17 protein-coding genes and 5 pseudogenes are annotated in these 22,395 nt (G+C 70.9%); 12 read left to right on the top strand and 10 right to left on the bottom strand.

All coding sequences use genetic code 11. The features are described 5' to 3' along the window. Positions 1-177: 177 nt before the first annotated feature. Complete coding sequence (locus tag ACWCXC_RS22080) at positions 178-1,425, bottom strand: YcaO-like family protein (protein ID WP_450890316.1); 1,248 nt, start codon at positions 1,423-1,425, stop codon at positions 178-180. After that, positions 1,422-2,426 carry an aKG-HExxH-type peptide beta-hydroxylase gene (locus tag ACWCXC_RS22085; protein WP_450890317.1) on the bottom strand — a complete coding sequence of 335 codons (1,005 nt, stop codon included), beginning with the start codon at positions 2,424-2,426 and terminating at the stop codon, positions 1,422-1,424. The genes ACWCXC_RS22080 and ACWCXC_RS22085 overlap by 4 nt, the downstream gene beginning before the upstream one ends. Positions 2,427-3,136: 710 nt before the next feature. Between ACWCXC_RS22085 and ACWCXC_RS22090 the strand changes: the two genes are divergently transcribed. Next, positions 3,137-3,928, top strand: coding sequence for a sulfite exporter TauE/SafE family protein (locus ACWCXC_RS22090; RefSeq protein ID WP_450890339.1), 792 nt, complete (start codon positions 3,137-3,139; stop codon positions 3,926-3,928). 176 nt (positions 3,929-4,104) lie between these two features. Here ACWCXC_RS22090 and ACWCXC_RS22095 read toward each other — a convergent pair whose 3' ends face one another. Then, positions 4,105-4,302: a hypothetical protein gene (locus tag ACWCXC_RS22095; RefSeq protein ID WP_450890318.1), complete on the bottom strand. Its 198-nt coding sequence runs from the start codon at positions 4,300-4,302 to the stop codon at positions 4,105-4,107. Positions 4,303-4,550: 248 nt separating this feature from the next. On the opposite strand from ACWCXC_RS22095, the gene ACWCXC_RS22100 reads away from it, so the two are divergent. Beyond that, on the top strand, positions 4,551-5,231 hold the full coding sequence (locus tag ACWCXC_RS22100; protein WP_450890319.1) for an MBL fold metallo-hydrolase: 681 nt from the start codon (positions 4,551-4,553) through the stop codon (positions 5,229-5,231). Here the strand turns inward: ACWCXC_RS22100 and ACWCXC_RS22105 are convergent. Further along, positions 5,207-6,154, bottom strand: a complete 948-nt coding sequence (locus ACWCXC_RS22105) for a LysR substrate-binding domain-containing protein (protein WP_450890320.1) — start codon at positions 6,152-6,154, stop codon at positions 5,207-5,209. The genes ACWCXC_RS22100 and ACWCXC_RS22105 overlap by 25 nt on opposite strands. Before the next feature lie 200 nt (positions 6,155-6,354). On the opposite strand from ACWCXC_RS22105, the gene ACWCXC_RS22110 reads away from it, so the two are divergent. After that, positions 6,355-6,594: a hypothetical protein gene (locus tag ACWCXC_RS22110; protein ID WP_450890321.1), complete on the top strand. Its 240-nt coding sequence runs from the start codon at positions 6,355-6,357 to the stop codon at positions 6,592-6,594. 290 nt (positions 6,595-6,884) lie between these two features. On the opposite strand, the pseudogene ACWCXC_RS22115 reads toward ACWCXC_RS22110, so the two are convergent. Next, positions 6,885-7,784, bottom strand: a pseudogene (locus ACWCXC_RS22115) (ArsR/SmtB family transcription factor); the annotation flags it as partial. A gap of 56 nt (positions 7,785-7,840) precedes the next feature. Here ACWCXC_RS22115 and ACWCXC_RS22120 point away from each other — a divergent pair. After that, positions 7,841-9,106, top strand: a complete 1,266-nt coding sequence (locus ACWCXC_RS22120) for an MFS transporter (protein ID WP_450890322.1) — start codon at positions 7,841-7,843, stop codon at positions 9,104-9,106. A 50-nt stretch (positions 9,107-9,156) separates the two neighbouring features. On the opposite strand, the gene ACWCXC_RS22125 is transcribed toward ACWCXC_RS22120, so the two are convergent. Then, on the bottom strand, positions 9,157-10,647 hold the full coding sequence (locus ACWCXC_RS22125) for a SulP family inorganic anion transporter (protein WP_450890323.1): 1,491 nt from the start codon (positions 10,645-10,647) through the stop codon (positions 9,157-9,159). 417 nt (positions 10,648-11,064) lie between these two features. Here ACWCXC_RS22125 and ACWCXC_RS22130 point away from each other — a divergent pair, with 417 nt between their 5' ends. After that, entirely contained in the window at positions 11,065-11,484 is a 420-nt protein-coding gene (locus ACWCXC_RS22130) for a MerR family transcriptional regulator (RefSeq protein WP_450686396.1), read from the top strand. A 271-nt stretch (positions 11,485-11,755) separates the two neighbouring features. Here ACWCXC_RS22130 and ACWCXC_RS22135 read toward each other — a convergent pair whose 3' ends face one another. Next, positions 11,756-13,138, bottom strand: coding sequence for a M64 family metallopeptidase (locus ACWCXC_RS22135; protein WP_450890324.1), 1,383 nt, complete (start codon positions 13,136-13,138; stop codon positions 11,756-11,758). A 452-nt stretch (positions 13,139-13,590) separates the two neighbouring features. Between ACWCXC_RS22135 and ACWCXC_RS22140 the strand changes: the two genes are divergently transcribed. Then, the gene (locus ACWCXC_RS22140) at positions 13,591-14,994 is read left to right on the top strand and encodes a tetratricopeptide repeat protein (protein WP_450890325.1); all 1,404 of its coding nucleotides are present in this window, start codon (positions 13,591-13,593) and stop codon (positions 14,992-14,994) included. Between the two features lie 273 nt (positions 14,995-15,267). Beyond that, a complete protein-coding gene (locus ACWCXC_RS22145; RefSeq protein WP_450686238.1) occupies positions 15,268-15,441 on the top strand; it encodes a DUF1272 domain-containing protein in 174 nt (57 codons plus the stop codon). Positions 15,442-15,704: 263 nt separating this feature from the next. Here ACWCXC_RS22145 and ACWCXC_RS22150 read toward each other — a convergent pair. Further along, a pseudogene (locus ACWCXC_RS22150) lies at positions 15,705-15,917 on the bottom strand (MFS transporter); the annotation flags it as partial. Between the two features lie 103 nt (positions 15,918-16,020). Between ACWCXC_RS22150 and ACWCXC_RS22155 the strand changes: the two are divergent. From ACWCXC_RS22155 to ACWCXC_RS22165, 3 genes and pseudogenes are all read left to right on the top strand, one after another. Then, positions 16,021-16,296: pseudogene (locus ACWCXC_RS22155) on the top strand (CGNR zinc finger domain-containing protein); the annotation flags it as partial. A 597-nt stretch (positions 16,297-16,893) separates the two neighbouring features. Then, positions 16,894-18,486: a molybdopterin-dependent oxidoreductase gene (locus ACWCXC_RS22160; RefSeq protein WP_450890326.1), complete on the top strand. Its 1,593-nt coding sequence runs from the start codon at positions 16,894-16,896 to the stop codon at positions 18,484-18,486. 88 nt (positions 18,487-18,574) lie between these two features. Next, the gene (locus ACWCXC_RS22165; protein WP_450686078.1) at positions 18,575-19,228 is read left to right on the top strand and encodes a fasciclin domain-containing protein; all 654 of its coding nucleotides are present in this window, start codon (positions 18,575-18,577) and stop codon (positions 19,226-19,228) included. A gap of 177 nt (positions 19,229-19,405) precedes the next feature. On the opposite strand, the pseudogene ACWCXC_RS22170 reads toward ACWCXC_RS22165, so the two are convergent. Continuing rightward, positions 19,406-19,838 (bottom strand): annotated as a pseudogene (locus ACWCXC_RS22170) (TetR/AcrR family transcriptional regulator); the annotation flags it as partial. Between ACWCXC_RS22170 and ACWCXC_RS22175 the strand changes: the two are divergent. Together ACWCXC_RS22175 and ACWCXC_RS22180 are read left to right on the top strand one after the other, a co-directional pair. Next, positions 19,812-20,165 (top strand): annotated as a pseudogene (locus ACWCXC_RS22175) (zinc-binding dehydrogenase); the annotation flags it as partial. The pseudogenes ACWCXC_RS22170 and ACWCXC_RS22175 sit on opposite strands and share 27 nt — an antisense overlap. Positions 20,166-20,813: 648 nt before the next feature. Next, complete coding sequence (locus ACWCXC_RS22180) at positions 20,814-21,476, top strand: hemopexin repeat-containing protein (RefSeq protein WP_450686077.1); 663 nt, start codon at positions 20,814-20,816, stop codon at positions 21,474-21,476. Positions 21,477-21,810: 334 nt separating this feature from the next. Here ACWCXC_RS22180 and ACWCXC_RS22185 read toward each other — a convergent pair whose 3' ends face one another. Beyond that, the gene (locus tag ACWCXC_RS22185; RefSeq protein WP_450890327.1) at positions 21,811-22,215 is read right to left on the bottom strand and encodes a MerR family transcriptional regulator; all 405 of its coding nucleotides are present in this window, start codon (positions 22,213-22,215) and stop codon (positions 21,811-21,813) included. Between the last annotated feature and the right edge of the window lie 180 nt (positions 22,216-22,395).

Raw genomic sequence — 22,395 nt, forward strand, 5'->3', positions numbered from 1 at the left:
GTGTTCGACGCGGCGAACCAGTCGTCGTACCGGTCGGCGAACAGCGTGCTGTAGGTGGGGCGTACCGAAGGGTCGTGCGGGGACGTGGGAATGGGGTCCTCCCGGTGCGGGTGTGGAGGGCGCGGAGTCAGGGACGTGGCCGGGCCCGGGTTACGGAGCGCGCGGGGCGTGCCGGGGTCAGCCGAAGGGGTGGGGAGGCACGCCCGGCACCGGCCGGGCGGGCAGGGGTGACGCTCCTGGAGCGATCAACCGGACGACGAACAGGTCCGCGTCCGCCGGCGGGCCCGTGCCGCAGTCGACGGCGATCACGTCGCGTCCGGTGTGCGCGGCGAGCAGCGCGACGGGATCCGGTTCCCCGGTGGTCCGGCGGGCCGGGGGAGGGGCAGGGGGATCGCGGAGGGCGGTGGCGGGCCCTGCCCAGCGCGTCAGCGCGTCCTGGGCGTGGAACGCCCACAGCGCGTGGTCCAGCTCGGTGCGTGGGGCGCCGGTGCGCGACAGACGCTCCCAGGCACGTACGGCCACCGGCGCGGACATGCTCCAGCGGACCATCAGCGCTTCCCAGCAGGCCCGTGCCACGGCCTCGGGCAGCTCGTGGGCGGGACCGCAGCGCGCCCCGTACGTCTGATGGGTGCGGTCGGGCTCATGGACGCAGACCGCGACGGCCGTGGCGCCGGCCGGGGCCGGAAGCGCGAGCGCGGTGGCCCGCAGGTCCTCGTGGTCGAGCAACTGCCGCAGGTCCTCCGCACCGGCCGGGAGGGCGTCGAGGGCATCGAACGCGACGGGCGGGTGACGGAGGGGGTCGCACCAACTGCGTCGCACCAGATCGCGTTCGAGGATCTCCCAGGCGGCATGTGCCGAGGCGGCGTCCGGACCCAGGTGGGCGGCGACGCCGGTCGACCCGGCCCGGTGGGTGGCCGCGCAACCGGGCGGCGGGCGGTGATGGAGGAACGCCGCGCCCGCCGGTATCCAGACGTCCTCACCGGACCCCGTAGCCCGGCCCCGGTACCAGAGCTGCCGCACCTCACGCGCCGAGGTTCGGTCGGGTGGTGCCACGGTGGCGGGGCCGGTGGCGGGATCGGCGGGATCGGAGGCGGGGACGCCGGCGCGGCGCAGTTCGGACCAGGTGCCGATGCGGGCCCGGCCGCCGGCCGGCAGGCGTTGCGGGCCCGCGTCGGCCTCCGCCTCCGCGGCCCGTCCGGCGAGTACGTTGCCCATGCGTTCCATCAGTTCACCGCGGGCGCGCGGTCCGACGTCGGATGCCGCGTCCCCCGCGGCGCTACCGATCAGCACGGGAGCGCCTCCGGCCGCGCCGGTCGGGTTGAACGACTTCGACCGGGCGGCGACGCGGGCCAGCAGCGCGCCGGGCGTGTGCGGCCACGGAGCGAAGACCTCCGGAGTCCAGGCCGTCGGTGTCGAGACGTTCACGCACGGCCTCCCCGCGGCTGCCCCGCACGCGCCGTACTCCGCTCGGCTTCCTCCGCCAGCAGTCCGGCCGCCTGGGCGTGCACGGCCTCACCGGCGGCGGTGAGGGCGGCACGATGGCGGCCGAGCGTGTCGACGGCCCGGAACGCCTTCTCCTGCAGCCGGGTCCGGCGGTCGGCCACCGCCTCGCGAGGGGAACCCGTCAGTGGCGCGCGCCGCAGGACCAGCCGGTACAGGAGCGTCTGGCGGACCAGGACGACCATTTGCTGGAAGAGCCCGGTCAATGGCCGGGGATCCGGCCGCAGCGGGGTCATGACGGAGTGCCCGGGGCCGGCGGCGGATACGAGGAACGGGGTGCGGAACGCGGCGGCGTTGCAGCGGGTGTGGGTGCCCTCGTGGACCAGGGCGTCGGCCAGGCGGAGCCAGCCGGGCAGACCGTTGCGCCCCGTGGTCAGCCGGGCCGTGCTGACGAACACGGCGCCGTGCGCGGTGAAGTCGGTGAATCCGCTGATGGCCCGCCCGTCGAGCAGAGCGATCTGGCTCACGCCCTCCCGTAGTTCGGCCAGCATCTGAGGCCACACCTGCTTCAGCCGCTCGACGGCCTCGGCCAGTACGGCGGCCTGGCCGGGCTCCCAGTCCCGGACGACGGCGCCCGGCCCCTTAGCGCCCGCCGTTCCCAGCCCCTGCGGGAGCGAGGCGAGTGCACGCCCGACCGCTGCGGTGAGATGGGGTGCCGGGACGGCGAGATCGACCGCCCAGTCCCCTTCGGACCTCCGGGGCGCGGGAACGGCCGCCGGATCCTCGCCGGCCCGGGCCGTCCGGTCCCGTGGGGCGGCCATGGGCAGCGGTTCCGCGCCGGCCCGGTGGGCGGCGGCCATTCGGGCCGGATGACGCGGCGGCGGGAGGGGCCGGGCGCTTCCCGCTCTCCGCAACACCGCGTCGGTGGCGTACCAGAGGGCGTCCTCGGCCCGGCGGGCGGCCACGGCGTCAGGGGTCACAAGCACGTTCCGGCCTCCGGCGGATTCGATGGAGGAGGGTGCGTGGCGGACGGACCGCCACGCACCCGGGGTGCCACTACGCGGACGGACCGAGCCTCAGTCGTCGTCGCCGATGTCGACCATCAGGCCGAACTCGGGCAGTTCGTCCGTGACCTGCTCGATCTCCGGCTGCTCCATGGGGATCCACTCCTTCGATGGGTTCATCTGTGAGGGACGGCTCTCGCCGCCGGTCGGCCAAGGGGCTACCCAGCGGCCACCACCTTGAAGAACAGCGGGGGCGGGAAGGAGCCGCGAATCCGCCACCGCGGAAAGTTCCTGCTTCTCGCACCGGCATCCGGAAAGTGCCGAAGTCCGTCCGGATGTCATGACGGCAAGGGGCGGATGTGACACGGGGGCACGGATGGGAAACGCGCTGAGTGCCGTGACCGCCCGCAGCTCCCCCTTCCGCCGGGCGAAAGTGTCCTGATAGTCACCGTATGGGCATATGCCCCGGTCTCTTCAGCCCCCGTGCCGGGCGGGGTGTGCAGAGGCGGACGAAGTCCCCCGGCTCGACTGGCGGTCGAGGAACCCCTGCCGGGCGCTTCCCGAGTCCGGACGGCGCTTGTCCGCCGCCGGGGGACACGGTTGGATCGGGCAGGGCCGACGTTCCGAGAACGGGAGCCGCCCGGTCCGGAGCCTGTTCCGGGCGCGTGTCGAAGAGCGCCGAAAGGGACGTCGTGGACTGGTCGCCGGGGCTGCTCGGATTCGCCTCCGGGTTCCTGATATCCGTTGTCACCGCACCCGTGGGCGTCTCCGGAGCGGTTTTCCTGCTGCCCGTCCAGGTCAGCGTGCTCGGCGTGCCCAGCCCGGCCGTGACACCGACGAACCTGCTCTACAACGTCGTGGCCGGCCCCGGCGCCCTCTTGCGCTACGGGCGGGCCGGGCAGCTCGGCGGACCGCTGACCCGGCTCCTGATCGCGGGCACCGTCCCCGGCGTCGTCATCGGAGCGGTGCTCCGCGTCCACGCCGTGCCCGGCCCACGGGCCTTCCGCCTCCTCGTCGCGGTGCTGCTCCTGCCGCTCGGCCTGTGGCTGTGGGTGCGGAGCGCGCGTCCGGCCGAGCCCCGCACCCACCGTCCCCTTTCACCGCGCGCGACGACGTCGCTGGCGCTGGTCGTCGGCGTGGCCGGCGGTATCTACGGAATCGGGGGCGGCTCCCTGCTCGGCCCCGTCCTCGTCGGCCGCGGCGTCCCGGTCGCCACCGTCGCACCCGCCGCCCTGGCCTCCACCTTCGTCACCTCGGTCGTCGGCGCGGCGACCTACGCGCTGCTTTCCCTCACCGCCACCGGCGACGTCGCCCCGGACTGGCCGCTGGGCCTTGCCTGCGGCGCGGGCGGCCTTCTCGGCGGATACCTCGGCGCCCGCCTCCAACCACACCTGCCGGAGACGGCCCTCACCCACCTCCTCGCCGCCCTCGCCACCGCCGTCGGCGCGCTCTACGCAGTCCAGGTCCTTCTTCCCGCGGCGTGACGGGCGTGATGACGTGGTCTGCCGTATCGGTTCCGCCCTACGGGACCGGCCTGTTCCGTCAACCATGACTTATGGTCAAGCTGCATTGCGAGAATATCGCCCTGAACGCGACGGAACGGGCCGGCAAGGGATCTAGGATGTGACTACCAGAATAGTTCGGAGGTCCTTTCCGTGATCTACACCATGGAATGCGGATGTGCCGATCTGAACCGCGAGAAGGAATGGAACGACTTCTCTACCGATCGCAAGCTGCCCGCACTCATTTCCGGGGCCGAGGCCATCCCGTCTTCGTGGAGATCCTGTTGCGCGAAGAGCCGTTCCTGCCACCGGCGGTCGTGAACCGTTTTATGCGGCCAGATCAGCAGTGCGATCACGGAAACCACCGGACTCACCACTCGAATGCCCTGCTTCAGCTTCGCCGAGCAAAGCATTCACGCCCTCAAATAGCGAGAAAAGCGCAAGAATGGAATGCTATTCCTTTCCGGCCAGAAACGTCGGAGACCATACGATCACCGCCATCAGTGACGGGTACCTCACGGCGGGCCTCGACCTGCTCCTGAATATCGACCGTCACGAGGCGTCCGCGTTGCAGCGGCGCGGCGGGCTGAATGACCGGTCGCCCATGCACATCAACAGCTATCTGGTCCGGAGCGCCGGCCGCACCGTTCTGGTGGACGCCGGGGCCGGCGGCGTCAAGCAGTGGGGCGGTCGTATGGCGTCCCGCCTTCCCCTGGCAGGGGTGCGAGCACCGGAGATCGACACGATTCTCCTCACGCACGCGCACCCCGACCACGTCGGAGGCCTGCTCGACGACTCCGGACGGGCCGCCTTCCCGAACGCCGAACTCGTGGTGCACGAGCGTGAGCTCGCCTTCTGGGAGGACGACAGCAACCTCGCGCGGGCGAGCGACCGTGCTCGGGGCAACTTCCAGATCGCCCGCAGAGCCCTCGACGCCTATGGCGACAGACTCCGCACAGTGCGCGAGGGCGAGGTCCTGCCCGGCGTCACGGCGATTCCGCTTCCCGGCCACACGGACGGGCACACCGGCTATCTCATCGGCTCCGAGAACGAGAGCGTGTTCTTCTGGGGAGACACCGTGCACTTCCCGACCGTCCAGATGACGCGGCCGGACGCCTCGGTCGCTCTGGACAACAACCCGGTCCGCGCCGCCGAGACGCGCTCGCAGGTGCTCGACATGGTCAGTGGAGAGGAGATGACCGTCGCGGGCCCTCACCTCGACGACCGCGGATTCGCCCGCGTCGAGCGGCTGAACGGTGACTATTGGATCACGTACGAGGGGTGAGCGGCAGCGGGCTCCTGCGCGGCCGACCGATAGTCCGGTCCGGCCTCCTCCACCAGCCAGCCGGAGAAGTCGTCGAGAAGTTGTGTGCGGGAGGTCCGGGAGTTGGTGACGAGGATGAAGTCCTTGCCCGCCAGCTCTCCGGGCGGCCCGACCGGGACGAGTCGTCCGGTTCGCAGCTCCTCGGAGACGTAGAGCCGGGGAACGAGCGCGATGCCCAGACCGGCCAGAGCCGCTTCGATCAGCATGGAGAACTGTTCGAAACGGCTGCCCGTCGTCGCGTCCTGAAGATCGACCCCGAACTCCCGCGCGTAGTCCCGCCAACTCTCCGGCGTCGTCGTCTTGTGCAGCAACGGCAGACCGCGGAGCTTGCCGGCACTCACTTCGTCACCCTGGGGGGCGAGGTCGGCACGGCACACCGGGATCAAAGGGCTGCGGAGCAGGCGACGCGAATCCGCCCCCGCCCACGCGGGATGGGCGAAGGTGATCGCGGCGTCGAAGGAGCTGCCGTTCAGGACGAACGGATCGTTACGGGTGCTCAGATTCACCAGCACGTCCGGACGCCTCCGCGAGAACAGCGGAAGCCTCGGGACCAGCCACCGGGTCGCGAACGTCCCGATCACCGCCAGCTCCAGCACGCCCTGCTGGGGCGGGGACGTCATCACCTGCAGCGTCGACCGCTCCAACGACATGAGCAGCCGTCCCACCTCCTCGGCGTAGCGCGCCCCGTGCGCCGTCAGCTCGACCCGGTTGCCGCCCCGAAGGAACAGCGGCACCCCGAGGAACGCCTCCAACCGCGCGACCTGGCGGCTGATGGCCCCCTCCGTGACGACCAGCTCCTGGGCGGCACCCGCGAACTTGCCATGACGCGCCGCGGCCTCGAAGGCGAGCAGCGTCGAGGTGCTGGGAATGTGCCTGGCCGCCATGAGTGTCACCCTCCGTGAAGCTTGAACGATGGTAAACCTCTGCTCTCCGCAGCACCGGGGGAGGGGACGACAGAGCCTCCGCAGGTACCGGGCCGATCGAGCAGGAGGGGCCGAGGGAACCCGGTCCGCTCGGGCTTGCGATCCACGGGGCCGGCCAACGGTCACCGGACAGCGAAGGGCGGCTCGCGGAGACGTACCGGATGGCGACCGCGGACCGTGCGCAGCGCGAACGCGTGGAGACCGTCGAGGGCGGCGAGGCCATCGGCAAGATCGCCGCCGGTCCCTCGACGAGCGGGGTCGCCATCGACGTATCGCTCATCCTCCGGTACGGGCCGCCCGCCCAGCCGGAGAGCTCGTCCACGGCCTGCGACAGTCTTACCGGCCCGGTCCACCGGCCCCGGCCCCGGCGGCCGGATCGGCGTCCGTCACCGGGGCGGTGACCGAACCCCACCCGATGAGCGCCATGGTGAGCGCGGTCGCGGAGGGGAGGTGTCGGCGTCTGGATATGGGTCGCAGGGGAACGGTCTATCCGATGCGGACAATCCCGCGCACCGGCGGACACTGTCGAGGTCCCGCCATGGCGAAGACCGGACGTCACGCCATGGCTGCCCGGGTCGCGGCATTCTTCGCAGGGACGGGGTGCGCCGACGGTCGCGAGGGCGTCGCCGAGGGGCGTCCGGCGGTACAGGACGAGGCGGCCGTGGCGCGCGCGGGAGGTGAGTCCCGCGGAGGTCAGGACGGACAGGTGCTGGCTGACGGCGCCGGGGGAGACGCCGAGGCGCCGGGCGAGTTCGGTGGTGGAGGCGGGTGCGGCCAGAAGCCCGAGGAGGGTGGAGCGAGGGCCGCCGAGAAGCCTGGCCAGTGAGGGGGACGGGGGCGGAGGGTTCTGCGTGAGCGTCGCGGTGCCGCGTGCCGGATACACGATGTGCGGGGGCAGATCGGTGGCGATCATGGTGGCGATGCCGTCGACGAAACAGGTGGGGGTGAGGAGCAGCCCCCGTCCGGCAACGGGGATTTCGCCCGGGTGGCGCCGCGGCCCCTTCGAGATGAGGGACAGCAGGCCGTTGTCCCAGGACAGATTCGGGCTCACCTCTGTGAGCAGGGCGTTGGCGCCGCGTTCGGCCAGCACGCGGGCCCGGTGGACGACGTCGGCCTGCAGCACGGACCGCGCGAGCGGCCAGAATCCGGGTTCCAGACAGGTGGTCCAGTACGCCTCCAGCGCGTCGGCGATCTCGCCCAGCAGCCTGGCCGGGCGGGCCAGCCCGCGGGTGAGCCGCTCGGGCACGGGTTCGCCCAGCGGCGCGAAGGTCGCTTCCACATCCCGGCACAGCTGGTCGGGATCGGCTGCCCGGACCAGGGCGAGTTCGGAGCGGAAGCCGGGGGCGGACGTGGTGGGCCGGGGGGTGAGCAGGTCCGGGACCCAGTAGCGGCGGCGGGCGACCAGGGAGGTCAGCAACTCCGTGTCCAGGCGCTCGAAGGAGGGGCGCAGAGTGGAGAACAGGGGCACCAGGAGGGGGAAGCGCGTGGCGTGGCCGGTCCACATCCGCAGGCTCAGCACCGTCTCCTGGAGCGGGGAGCAGGCGAAGGTGGTGTCGGCCAGATCGGCGAGAGTCAGACGAAACCGGATCATTTAGCGCCAGTCTAAATCCATTCCCCGGTGTGTGCCGCGACGGTGCAGTGAGAGGCATGAACCGCGCTCTTCCGCCCTCTCTGATCCGGCTCGGCCTCGGTGAACCGGTCGTGTGTCGCCTGGCGGTCACCACCCTCTCCGCCTCTTTCGGCAAGGGCCTGTACCTGACCACCGCCCTGCTGTGGCTCACCCGGCAGCTGGGTTTCTCGGCGGCATCGGCCGGACTCGCGCTGACGATCGCCGGCGCGTGCGGCCTGGCCGCGACACTCCCCGCCGGACGGCTCGCCGACCACCTGGGCAGCCGTACCGTACTCATCGCGCTGTTGACGGCCCAGGCCGCCTGCACCGCGCTCTACACGCAGGTCTCCTCATACCCCTCCTTCCTCCTTCTCGCCTGCGTAGCCGCCGCCTCCGAACGCGGAGCATCCGCCGCCCGCGCAGCCCTCTACGCACACGTCCTGCCCACCGAAATCCGAGGGACGGTTCTGGGACTGCTGCGCGCCCTGCTCAACTGCGGCATCGGCGCGGGCGCCGGAGCGGGCGCCCTCGTCCTGGTCCGGAACACTCCCGCCGCCTACACGACCGCCCTTCTCACCACGGCCGGGTGCCTCGCCGCAGCGGCGTGGTCGCTGCGCCGCGTCCCCTCGCCCGACGGTGCCCGCGGCCGCCCGGTCGCCGTGCTTTCTAAGCCGCCGCTGCGGGACCTGCCCTATCTGGCGGTCACCGGCCTGAACGCGATCGTCAACTGGGTGTACGTGATCCTGGAGGTCCTCTTCCCGCTCTGGGTCGTCGACCACACCGACGCGCCGCACGCGCTCGTCGGGCCGCTCCTGATGACCAACACCGTGCTCGTGGTGATCCTCCAGGTCCGTGCCACCCGGTCCGCCGGCACCCTCGCCTCGGCCCGGCGCTCCTTCCGTGCCGGAGGGCTGATGGTCGCGGCATGCGCACCCGTCGCGGCGCTCGCCTCGTACGGTGGCCCGGCCGTCGCCTCCCTCGCGATGGTCGCGGCCGTGGTGCTGCTGACGCTGGGCGAGGTCAGGTCCCAGGCCGGCAGCTGGACCCTCGGGTACGACCTGGCACCCCCGACCGCACTCGGGACCTACCAGGGCATCTACCAGTTCGGGATATCCGGCTCCGCGGCCATCGGCCCCGCCCTCCTGACGGCCCTCGTGCTGGAGCAGGGCCTCATCGGCTGGGCCGCCCTCGCCGCCGTACTCGCGGCCGCCGCTTGCGCGATGCCGCCCGCCGCGCGCTGGGCCGAGCGGAACCGCCCCCCTGTCCCCGGACCGAGAGGCGCCGCGACGGACGCACCGGCCTGAACGACGAGAGGCCCCGGCCGGGCCGGGGCCTCTCGTTCCACGGGGCGGGGTCAATGGCTGCCGGTGAGTTCGCCCGTGAGCCTGCCGTGCAGGTCGGCACTCACGTCGTTCAGTCCCGTGATCTCCACGGTCTTGCCGCGCTGGGCGTACTTGGTCTCGATCGCGTCGAGGGCGGCGACGGAGGAGGCGTCCCAGACGTGGGCCTCGGACAGGTCGATGACGATCCTGTCGGGGTCGCCGGCGTAGTCGAACTGTCCGACGAGGTCGTTGGAGGATGCGAAGAACAGCTCGCCGGTGACCCGGTAGACGACCGTGGTGCCGTCAGGGTCCAGGACGCTGTGGAGGCGAGCGAGGTGGGCGACGCGCTTGGCGAAGATGACCATGGCGGTGACGGAGCCGACGACGACGCCGATGGCGAGGTTGTGGGTGGCGACCACCACGCCCACGGTGATGGCCATGACCGCGATCTCACCGGCCGGCATCCGCTTCAGCGTCTGGGGGGCGATGGAGTGCCAGTCGAAGGTCGCGAAGGACACCATGACCATGACGGCGACGAGGGCAGCCATGGGGATGTCGGAGACGACCGGCCCGAAGGCGATGCACAGCACCATCAGGAACGAGCCCGCCAGGAAGGTGGACAGGCGGGTGCGGGCGCCGGACACCTTCACGTTGATCATCGTCTGGCCGATCATGGCGCAGCCGCCCATGCCGCCGAAGAAGCCGGTGACGATGTTGGCGATGCCCTGGCCGATGGACTCACGCGTCTTGGAGGAACGCGTGTCGGTGATGTCGTCGACGAGCTTCGCCGTCATCAGCGACTCCATCAATCCCACCAGGGCCATCGCGAACGCGTACGGGGCGATTGTCGTCAGGGTGTCCAGGCTGAAGGGAACGTCCGGCAGGCCCGGCACCGGCAGGGAGGAGGGCAGTTCGCCCTTGTCGCCGACGGTCGGCACCGCGATGCCGGCCGCGACCGTGATGACGGTCAGGATGACGATCGAGACGAGCGGGGCCGGGACCACCCTGGTGACCTTCGGGAAGAGCACCATCAGCGCGAGCCCGCCGACGATCAGCGGGTACACCGCCCACGGCACGTCATGCATCTCGGGGACCTGAGCCATGAAGATCAGGACGGCGAGGGCGTTGACGAAACCGGTCATCACCGAGCGGGGTACGAACCGCATGAGCTTGGCCACGCCGAGAGCGCCGAGGACGATCTGGAAGGCGCCGGCCAGGATGACGGTCGCGATGAGGTAGCCCAGTCCGTGTTCCCGGTTCATGGGGGCGATGACGAGGGCGACGGCGCCGGTGGCCGCGGAGATCATCGCGCGCCGGCCGCCGACGACGGAGATCGTCACGGCCATGGTGAAGGAGGCGAAGAGGCCGATGACGGGGTCGACGCCGGCGATGATCGAGAAGGAGATCGCCTCGGGGATCAGGGCCAGGGCGACGACGAGGCCGGCCAGGATCTCGGTGCGCCAGACCTTGGGGTCGTTCAGCCAGACAGGCTTGAGATCGCGCAGTCGCGCGGCGGGAGTCACAGCGGCAGAAGACAACGAAGTGCGTACCTGTCGTGTTCGGGCATCCCCACCGAAAGGGCTGGGGCGTGCGGGAAGAGGCGCGGGAGACCGGCCGGCATCCCGCGGGCGGCCCGAGGCGGGCCGGGAAGTCGTGGAGGACGCGGGCCGGAGGCGTGGGCGGTGCCCGGCCGGGCAGGTCACGTCCGAGGGCGAAGTGTCACGGCGGGCAGGGGGCGGCGCTCGGCGTCATGGGCTCGCGCACGCTCTCTCCTGCGACAATCAGACCTTCACCGGGGGCGGCGTCGGCCCCGGAACGACAGCGGCGGGGCAGCCGGGCCGCCCTCACCTCTCAGAAACTCTACCCTAACGTTAGAGTAGAGAGCGGCGGGGTCGCACGGGCCTCTGCCCGCCAACGACGAAAGGGCCGGGTACGCGGGCGTGGACGACAGGCACATGCAGATCGGCGAGGTCGCCGCGCGGACGGAGCTGTCCCTGCGCACCATCCGGCACTACGAGGAGACCGGCCTCGTCATCCCCTCGGCCCGCTCCCAGGGCGGCTTCCGCCTCTACACCGAGACCGACGTCTCCCGGCTCATGGTCATCCGCCGGATGAAGCCGCTCGGCTTCACCCTGGAGCAGATGCGCGACCTGCTGGACGCCACCGACCGCCTGGACGGCGGCGGTGCTCTCGATGACAGCGAGCGCGAGGCGCTGCTGGAGCGGGTGCGGACCTACCAACAGGCCGCCGCCGAGCAGGTGGAGAAGCTGCGCACCCAGCTGGCCAGGGCCGAGGAATTCGCCGACGCGCTGGGCACCCGCCTGGAGCGGAACACCCCGGCGGCCCACGTCCGGAGCTGAGACGGACACGGCCTTCCTGGGGGGCGCGGCGCGCCACGGCCGTACGACTTCGTGCGCCACCTGCGGCGGCGAGCCGTACGACACGGCCGTCGCGCTTGCCCGCCTCCGCGCCGCCACCGCCCTCCGCTCCGTATCTCGACGGACGTCTTGTGAGCGACGGCGGGCGCGGTCCTTTCACGCGGTGGTGACGCTCCGGACTTCCGTGGTGCGGCCGTCGACGAGCGGCTCGCCACGATGGGGAGGCGGGTGACGCGGCTCGGCTCCGGGGCCGTCAGTGCTGACGCCCGGGGGCCGGCTTCGGGCGGGCGGCGGGGGACGCGGAGACCTTCCAGGTCAGTCTCTCGGTGGCCTCGGCGCGGACCTCGGGGTCGCGGATCGATGCGGTGGTGTCCACCGACTCGACGGTGACGGTGTGATGCCTGCCGTCGGCGGGCACGCCGAACGCGGCGGGCACGGCGGACGTGAGGCCCTGGGCACGCTTCACCGGGATCCCGTCGACGTACCAGCGAAGCTGCGGGGCGGCGAGGCCCGTGAGCTGGGCCTGCGTGACCGTGATCCGGTCCTTCCTGCCGATGGTGCTCCCCGGGGCGATGTCGCTGCTCAGCGCGTTGGCCTCGCGATAGAACCCGGCGATCATGGCCTCGCGTCCGGGCAGGTTGAACTCGGTGGTGTTCAGGGCCCGCATGATCGAGTTCTGCGTCGGGCGATAGGTCCCGAACGGGTAGTAGCTGCTGCCCTCGTACGTGCCGACGGTGCTGCCCGTGGGGTCGTTCTCGCCGAGCCAGCGGTACCACTTGCTCCGGGAGTTCGCCATCTGTGCGTGGGTGAGGATGCTGGAGTTGGGCTCGGTGAACTCACCGCCGGTCCAGGTGCCGTAGCCGTCGTACGTGTACTCGTCCGCGAGGAGGCCGACCGAGTGGGCGATCTCGTGCGCGGCGATCATGCTGGACTGCGCGTTGTCCGAGGAGAGGGTCGAGACGCCGTCGAAGGGGTATCCGTACTCCTCCAGGCCCGAGTATCCCGCGCCGCCGTACTTGGTGGAGTGGGAGACGACGACGACCAGGTCGGCGTCGGGCGCCTTCTCGGCGTACGCGGCGACCTTGTCGATGTCGGCGCAGATCAGCCGCTCGGTGTCGGAGCACCAGAAGTAGCTGCCGAGCGCGGTGTTCCTGGTGGTGTCGGCGGTGGGGTCACCCGTGATTCCGGACTCGGCGGAGACCGCGTCGACGGTCCAGACGTTCATCAGGCCCTGGTAGCTCGCGTAGGGCTCGATGGCGGTGATGTCCGCCCACTTGGCGGCGGCGGCCGCGTGGAAGGCGTCCTGCTCGTCGGCGGTGTAGCCGTCGCCGATGATCACGACGTCCAGCCGGTCGTCGGACGAACCGGTCACCGCCAGCTTGCCGACCGTGCCGTCCGTCGTCGCGGCCCGTGCCGCTCTCCCGAGCGGGGCGCTCGCGCTCGCCGTTCCGGTGGAGAGCGGCACTTCGGTCCGCTGGCCCTCGCCGCCCGGTTCGGGGAAGTACTCCACGCTGATGCCCGGCGTCCGCGCGGGCTCCTCCGGGTCCACGGCCGAGGCGGGCGCGGCGAGCGCCGCCCCGAGTACGGCCGCGAGCGCGACGCCGGTGGATATGGCAGCGGTTCTCTTTGCGTGCATGTCAATCCTTGCTCTGGTGTTCGGGACGGAGATGAAGTGCGTCGGCAGTGGGACGGGGGGGGGGGGGGTGACGGTCAGCGCGACGCACGGAAAATTAAGTAGTCTGTTCAATCTATTTGAGTTGGCGTTTAACTTAGGGGGCGGCCGGAACTCCGCGCAACGGGCGAGCGGGCGGTCAGCAGGTTGCTTTTCGGTAACTGGCGGCCGTGCAAGCGTCAACAGGGCCCGTCGTGTTGTGGCTGCGGCCGGAGCCCGGGGGTGTGGGACCATGCGACGTGCCGCGGGCGCGAGCCGCGTCGCCGGTCCGGACGAGGACAGCGGCCGGGTTCACATCGGACGGGAGCGGTTTGCCCTGCCCGTCCGGCGTGTGGTTGTCCTGCGGGGGACACCGCCGGACAGCGGGCGGTACCGCACACGAGGGCCGGGGACTCCGGTGGACGAGAGGGGACGCCATGGCCCAGGCCGACGGGACGGGGACGGGCGACGACGGGACGACCCGCCCCGGGTGTACGGGAGACCCCGCGGCGGTCGGCCGACGGGTGAAGAGCCTGCGCAAGGCGCGCGGCCTGACGCAGCGGCAGCTTGCCGAACCCGAGTACACCGCCGCGCACATCTCGACCCTGGAGGCGGGCAAGGTGCGGCCGTCCGACGCCGCGCTGCGGCATGTCGCCGAACGGCTCGGGGTCGCCGAGGAGGAACTGGCCACGGGCCGCCCCACCCACCTTGCCGCGGAGTTGCGCATGCGGCTGACCGAAGCGCAGCGGGTGCTGGCGGTCGCGGACGCCGCGGAAGCGCGGGCCGTCTATGAGCAGGTTCTCGGACGGGCCGATGAATACCAGCTCACCGAGGAACGAGGAGTCGCGCTCACCGGTCTGGGGGAATGCGCCCTGGAGACGGGCGACCTGGCCGAGGCCCTCGTCCGGTTCGAGGCGGCCGAACAGGCACTGGCCGGCGAACCACTGCCCGTACGCGCGCGTGCGGTCCGGGGCCGGTCCGTCGCCCACTACCTGGCCGGTGAACTCCGCTACTCCTGCTACCTGCTGGAGAACGCGATCGACGAGCTGAACACCTCAGGGCTGCACGATCCAGGGGCGCTCCTCCAGCTGTACACGGCGTCGATCGCCCCCTACATGGACATGGGCGCCCACGCCCGCGCCGCGCAGTCCGCCGAACTCGCGCTCGCTCTGGTGCCCCAGGTCTCCGACCCCGCTCTCGTCGCGGGCATGCACCGCACCGTGGCCCGCACCCTGATCGCCGAAGGCAGGGCCGATGCGGCCCAGGTCTCACTGGCACGCGCCGCCGAGCTGTACGAACAGCTCCAGATGCGTACCGAACTTGCCCACTGCCACTGGATGCGGGGCTATGTCTGCGCGCAGGACGGCGACCTCCCCCAGGCGGAGGCGGCGCTGCGGACCGCCCGCTCCATGCTGGTCTCCAAGCGTGCGGCGCTGTACGTCTCGCAGGTAGAGGTCGAACTCGCCGATGTGCTGCGCAGAAGCGGGAAGACTGCGGAGGCCGCAGAACTGCTCGGGAACCTTCTGGCAGGTCTCCAGCACGGCCGTGGCGCGTTGCACGCCGGCGGCGCCCACCGGCTGCTCGGGCTGATCGCGGAGGAGGCGGGCGACGTCGAGTCCGCCGAGCGGCACTACGCCGCCGCGCTCTCCCTGCTCGAACAGACCGGGGCCGCCGGAGACCTCGCCGACATCTGCCGGCTCCTCGGCGACCTGATGCGTCGTGAGGGCCGCACCGAGGAGGCACTGAACGCGTACCGGACCGGCCTCGGACACCGCTCCGAGCCCGGGACCACCACCCTCGGCCCCGCCCCCGCCCGCCCGCCCTCTATCCCTTGGACCTGACCCGCCGACCTCGGCTGCCCCAGTCCTGTGGCGTTCCGCGCGAGGAGCCGCTCGCTCCTTCGTGGTCCCGGGTGCGCCCGGAACCACGGCTGGGGGGGATGCCGCGCGAACGGGTTCCCGTCGGTGTGGGCTGTGAGCCGGCCGTGGCCGGATCCTGTGCAAAGCTGTTCCTGTCGACACTCAAGGTTCAACGTCCCTGTTCTGACGCTGGGTTCGCGACGTCCTCCAGGTGTCGACACTCGATCAACGGCACGCGAACTGCTCAGGAGAGTCATGGCACTGGAGATGCGCGAACGCTGCGAACGCTGCGAAGCAGCGCTGCTACCGGACTCGTCGGCCCGGATATGTTCGTACGAGTGCACGTTCTGTGTGCCCTGCAGTGACGTGCTGCGCCACACGTGTCCCAACTGCGCCGGCGAACTCGTCGTCCGGCCCCGTAGGGCGTAGGGGCTCCGCCGCCGAGCAGACGATCAGCTGCGAAGTCCGACTCACCAGGACATGTGCTTCGTGACCGCCGGCCACCCTTCCCGTCCCTCGGCCGCCCTCCCCGTTCGTGCGAGCCGTACTTCCGCGCCGCGGCGACGGCCACGGTCTCCATTACGGCGACGTGCGCTGTCGTGGATCCCTCCGTACTCAGCCCGCGCCGTCCCGGCGTGGTGAGAAGCGACCTGGAAGGATGCCGCACTGCCCACAGCGAAGGCTGAGCATGGTCATCGGAAGGTGAGCGATCGTGTGGGGCTGTTTGCGGTAGTCGACGGGATCGTGAAGAACGCCAGTGCCGCCAGGGCCGCCACTGGAAGGGACCGGACCGCGAGCGGTCCGGCAACCGCCGCCCCCAAAGCGAATCCGGTGATCTTCAGACTGGCGCCGGTGGTGAAGATCTGGCCGCGCATGCGTTGGGGGGCCTCCCGGTGACGGATGGCGAGGTCGCTGATCAACGAGGCTGTCCGAGGGGGGCGCCGAGCCCGACCGGGACGGGTGGGCAGCATCCACGCGGTGGGCAGCGCCAGCGTGATGAGCGTCGCGGAGACCACCCCCTGGCATCCTCACCTCGACCACGACGACAACGCGCCCTGGGACGAGTGGCTTCTCGCTTCGTCGTGCATGTCTCTGACCGTCCTCCTCTGGGACCGTCAGCGCCCGCCCGGCGGAACGTGCGCGTCACCCAGCTGCCAGAACGTTTTCATCACCCGGGGCAGCGGCCCGGAACGCCGCAACTGCTCCCGTCGTTGCGCGACCCGAGAACGAGTCGCGGCCCATCGGCCCTCCCACTCCGCCGACCAGCAGCCGCGTGGAGGCTGACGGAGACAGACTGCCGCGAAATGGCTCAGGGCTCACGGAGGACGAGTTCCGCCGGATCGAGGCAACCTGCGCCATCGGCTGGAGTGGCCGACACGAGAAGTCCTGGGCAAGGGCGCTCATGAGCTGCTGCTTTCCCACTGGTCCGCGCGCGACAGCGGCGCGAACACCTCTCTGCCGAGCCCCTTCAACCAGTCCCGACGCCGCTGCGAGACCGTTCACTCCCTAGCCGGCGGGAACCACCGGAAGGGCCCCGTTGAGCAAAGAGGTGGCAGAGCCCTGATGATCGTTCCGTGTGAGGCGCGGCCTCATCCGGTCGCGAGGAAGGAGCCCTTGACGAGCGGGGGTGGCGTCTCGGCGACTTGTGGTCCCTGCAGGACGGAGGGGGGAACGCACGCCCTCGCTCACGAGGGATGTCTCGTAGCGGGTGGCTGTCGGCACAGCCACCCGCAGACCTTGCCCGTCCTCAGATCGGCCCGGTTCGGCACAGGGTCGACTCCGCGCTTCCCACTGGCCTCGGCGCCCGTGCCGTGACGGCAACACCCGCAGGCTGTTCACTCTTCCGGAGGACGGACCAATCCCCCGGGTGGGTGCTGCCGAATGGCGGGTGTGAGCAGCTTCCGCAGCACCCTGGCCCGCGCCGCACGCGGCGCACTGACCGGCGTTCTGGCCGCGTTCACGGCGCTGGCCGTGGCCGAGCTGGTCGCCGGCCTGGTGCGGCCTGCGACCGGCCCGGTGACGGTCGTCGGAGGCGCGGTGATCGACCGGACGCCCGCCGCGGTGAAGGACTTCGCGATCCGTACCTTCGGGGAGGACGACAAGACCGTCCTGCAGCTCGGCATTCTCGCGATCCTCGCCGTGACCGCCGTCGTCCTGGGCATCCTCGCCCTGTCCCACCGGCGGGTCGGCGCCGTGGGCGTGCTGCTGTTCGGAATCGTCGGCTCCGCCGCGGCCCTCGGCCGCCCTGACTCCACGGGTGTCCTCGACGCACTGCCCTCGATCGCCGGAGCCCTCGCAGGGGCCTCCGTCCTCTGCGTCCTCGCGTCGAAAGCCGTGCCCGCCGCAGACCCTGCCGCTGCGGACGGGCAGGCCGGGGCAGAAGGCCGGAGCAGGCGCGGCTTTCTCGCCGCCGCTGGTGTTACGGCCGCGGCGGCGGCCTCCGCCGGGATCCTGGGCCGGGTCTTGACCGGCCGTCAGGGCCGGGGTGCGGTCGCGTCCCGCAACAGCCTGGTCCTGCCCGCTCCCGCCTCCCCGGCGCCCGCGGTCCCGGCCGGTGTCCAGCTGAAGGTTGCCGGAATCAGCCCGTTCACGACACCCAACGCCGACTTCTACCGCGTCGACACCGCGCTGACCGTGCCCAAGGTCGACGCCGACACCTGGCGGCTGCGAATCCACGGCAAAGGCGTCACCCGGCCCCGTAGCCACACCCTCGACCAACTCCTGGCCCGACCCCTCGTCGAACGCGACATCACCCTCACCTGCGTCTCCAACGAGGTCGGCGGCCCCTACGTCGGCACCGCCCGCTGGCTGGGCGTGCCGCTGGCCGACCTCCTCCAGGAAGCCGGCGTGCGGCCCCCGTCCCGGGGAGGGAAGGCCGACCAGTTGGTGGCGCGCTCTGTCGACGGGATGACGCTCGGCTCTCCGGTCCAGGACGTGATGGACGGCCGGGACGCGATGCTGGCCGTCGGCATGAACGGCGAACCCCTGCCCTTCGAGCACGGCTTCCCCGTCCGCATGCTCGTCCCCGGGTTGTACGGGTACGTGTCGGCCTGCAAGTGGATCACCGACATCGAGCTCACCACCTTCGACGCCTACGACCCCTACTGGGTCAAGCGGAAGTGGGCGCGGAAGGCACCGGTCAAGACCCAGGCCCGCATCGACACCCCCAAGCCCTTCGCCCGCCCCGCCGCCGGCACCCTCACCATCGCCGGTGTCGCCTGGGCCCAGCACCGCGGCATCACCCGCGTCGAAGTCCGCATCGACGACGGCCCGTGGCGGGACGCCGATCTCGCCCCGCAGCCAGGCATCGACACCTGGCGCCAGTGGTCTTGCCCCTGGAAAGCCGCCACCGGCGGCCACACCATCACCGTCCGTGCCACCGATGGCACTGGAGCCGTGCAGACCGAACGGCGCACGCGGACCATCCCGGACGGAGCGAGCGGCTGGCACAGCGTCTTCGTCACCGTCCCCTAGACCACCCGGACGGCCCCCACGGCCCGTACCGGGCAGCACAACCAACTCCCTGAAATCCCTAGAGAAAAGCCCCAAGGAGCAACCGATCATGAACAACAGCATGAAGATCCGCCGCACCGCCGTCGCCGTTGCCGCAGCCGCCCTGCTGCCCTTCTCCCTGGCCGCCTGCTCCGATTCCGGCAGCGAAACCGAGGCCGCCCCCACCGCGGCAGCCGGCGACCAGGCCAAGACCGACGCGAGCGCCCCCGCGAGCGACTCGATGGCCGGTGACCAGCCCTTCGGCCCGGCGTGCGCGGGCGTGCCCAAGGAGGGCGCGGGCTCGTTCGACGGCATGGCCAAGGACCCGGTCGCCACCGCAGCCTCGAACAACCCGGCCCTGTCCACCCTGGTCGCCGCGGTCAAGCAGGCGGGCCTGGTCGACACCCTGAACAATGCCAAGGACATCACCGTTTTCGCACCGACCAACGACGCCTTCGCCAAGATCCCGAAGGCCGACCTCGACAAGGTCCTCGCCGACAAGGCCACCCTGACGAAGATCCTCACCTACCACGTCGTGGGCCAGAAGCTCACCCCGAAGCAGTTGGAGAACGGCTCCTTCCAGACCCTGGAGAAGGGCACGGTCACCACGAAGGGTTCCGGCGAGACCTACAAGGTCAACGACACCTCCAACGTGGTCTGCGGCAACGTCAAGACCGCCAACGCCCACGTGTACATCGTCGACACCGTTCTGATGCCCAAGTAGCCGCGACGAGGAACCGCCATCGATCGGTGCCACCACGGGCACCGATGAACTGGTCCTGCTCCCGCTTGAGTGAGCAGGCCAGGGCCTCGTCGGCGGTCACCGCGGTCGGTTCCCCCTGGTGGCGCCACTTCTTGGAGGTCCACGGGCCGGCCGCGCTCCTCGTCGCCCCCGCGCTCGTCACCTCGTCGGAATGGCACCCGCCACGATGTCGAGAAGGTGGTCGGCGCGTGGGGTGAACGAGGGCTGGTCCCCGAGCCAGGCGAGCGCCGCCACCAGCGCGAACCAATCGGTGCCGTCGACGTCGGTCCGCGCCCCGCCGCCGGCTTGGGCGCGGGCGAGGAGATCGGCGCCGGCCGCGCGCATGGTGACGCACGAGGTGTGGAGCGCGGACTCGGGGTCCTCGATCCCGGCCGCCATCAGTTCCGTCATCCCCCCGGTACTCGTAGGCCACCGCGACGCAGTCGCGCAGCCATGTCACCAGGGCGTCCTCCGGTGCGGTCGAGGCCCCCAGTTCGCCCGCCCTCGCCGTCAGCCCGTCGAAGCTCGTGCGGAGCAAGGCGTCGAGCAGTGCCTCGCGTGTCGGGAAGTGACGCAACAGCGTCCGGAGGAACTCGTCACCGGAATCGACCTCGTGCTCGACGCCGTCGGCGGCCGGGACAGCAGCCGCTTCCTGCGCACGCTCAAGGGCGGCGGTGCCCTCTTCCCCGTGTTCTTCGGCGAGTACGACGAGGCGGAGACTGCGAGACTGGGCGTCAGCGTCTCAGGCCCCCAGGTCCGCTCCGACGGAGCGCAGCTCGCAACCGCCGGACGTCTGCTGGACACGGGCACGATCCGTCTCGCGGTCGACAGCGTGTTCCCGCTCGCGGACGCCCGGGCAGCGCACGAACGTGCCGCCTGCGGCCACATCCAGGGCAAGATCGTCCTCACGGTCGCTTAGGGCTGGGGCCGCACGGGTTCACCGGGTTGGTGGTGGCGGTTGACTGCGGGTTACCGGCCGACGCTTCCCGACAGAGGCTGCACGTCGCCGGTGACGGAACGACGTGGTGTAGTACGAGCTTTCCCCTTCTGTTCACATGCTTTGCGCACTGATCCAGCCGAGTTGGCGTGGCAAACCGGGCGAGTGGACCGGTGTTCCGCCCGGTGCCTGTGAGTACCGGATGCGCGCCCCCGAAGCGGGCGTGATCGATGTCGGTTCCGGCGAACCCGGCAGGGGAGACGGTCGGTCCGGATTTGTCGCGCCGTACCGGTCCCGGGCTCTGCCCGTGTGGCCCGGACCCCACCCCGGTCTGGTCTCGCCGGTACGTGCCCGGCGAGAGCCCCCCCCGGAGTCGGTTACTGAAAGTGCCGTTCCGGCGGGTATGAACCGGGTTCTCGTGGGGGTGTGCGGGGTGCTTGACGGTGCGTGTGGCGGCGAGGGTTCGACGCGGCTGGAATGCGGTCATTCCTTCGTGTGACCTGCACCTACATGCCTCTGAGGGGGAGCAGAGTGGGCGCAGACGGGCCGCTGCCACAGCCGGGGCGCCCCGCTTGGGGTACCTGGCAGCGGCCCCGCCCAATCATCACCCACCACTCCAGGAGGTTACGCATGGCTACCGAGTTGCAGGAGAGTTTCTACCGCCGGATCGACGCGGTTCTGCGGTCGAGGGACGAGGGGAACATCGCCTGGTTCCTCAAGGACACCCAGTACGTGCGCTACGACCTGAAGGCCGACAAGGGCGTGGGCGTGGCGAAGCCGATCGCGGGTCACTGGGACGGGCTCCCCGACTCCTTCACCCGGGGCATCGACGCCGCGCTCAACCGCCACGACCAGCCGACCGTGGGCTACCTGTTCAAGGACGACCAGTACGTTCGCTACGACCTGGAGGCCGACGCGGCCGCACCCGGGTACCCGAAGAGCATCGCGGAGGGATGGGCGAGCCTGCCGGTCGCGTTCCAGCAGGGCATCGACGCGGCGGTCAACCACCCCACCGACGACGAAATCGTCTGGTTCTTCAAGGACGGCGAGTACGTCCGCTACAACGTCCCCGAGGACAAGCTCGTCCTCGGCCCCAAGAGCATCGAGGGCAACTGGTCCGGCCTGCCGGACTCCTTCAACCGCGGCATCGACGCCGCCGCCCCTCACGCCACCAACCGCAACAAGGTCTACCTCTTCAAGGACGACCAGTACGTCCGCTACGACCTCGACGCCGACCGCGCAGACAGCGGCTACCCGCTGTCCATCAAGGGCAACTGGCACTTCTTCAGCTGACCTGCGGCCCGGTCTGGGCACCTCCGCCGCGCCGGGCCGAGCCAGCCCGGGGAGCTGACCGTTCCGATCGCCGGATCCTGTCCGAAGCCGGCCCGAGCGTCGATCCGGGCCAGGTGCGTTGGGAGGCCGAGCGATTCAGGCCCGCAGAGCGCAACGTACCCCCGTACGGCGTTGCTCTGCGGGCCTGCCGTCAGACGGATCCGCCCACCTCAGTACCCGGTTCCGCAGTGACCGAGACCGGTGAGGTCCTGCCCGCCTGCACCCCCGCCCCCGGCCCACGTCAGCGTGGTGCCCCGGTTCACCACGGCTGTGCTGAACGCGTTCTCGTGTCGGATCACCGAGTGATCGCTGACCGCGCGCCCCGCTCCACCAGGGCGGAACACTCCGGACAGTCGGAAATGACCGGGTGTACGCAGTGCACGAGGTGGGCCAGGAACCGGTCAGCCAGTTCGAGGTTCGAGATGTGTTCGGCGATCCGAGCGCGCTTCGTGTTGACCAGGACGATGCGGTCTGCCCTTTCCCCCGTGGCAAGTTCACGGATTTCAGCGAGCGACAGCCCGGCCCGCTGGCTCATTTGGATGAGGCGGGCCCGGCCGACGGTCTGGTCGTCGTAGACACGATGTCCGGAGGGCAGCCGACGCGGGTTGAGTAGTCCGATGTCCTCCCAGTGTCGCAGGACATGGGTCGCCACCCCGAGCACGGCAGCCGCACCGCCGATTTTCAACTCCACTGCGGCCATGACACCCCTTTACTTCAGGTCGGCCTGAAGTTATACCGTCCCGTCATCGAACCCACCACCCGATCGCGAGAGGGACAGGGCTGTCATGTCCGACGCTGTGAGATCACCGACGCTGGCCGCATGCTGTGGCGCGGTCGCAAGCCTAGCCACGGGTTTTGTCCGTCCCCGCCGCCCCGATCA

This window comes from Streptomyces sp. NPDC001515 (assembly GCF_053597115.1).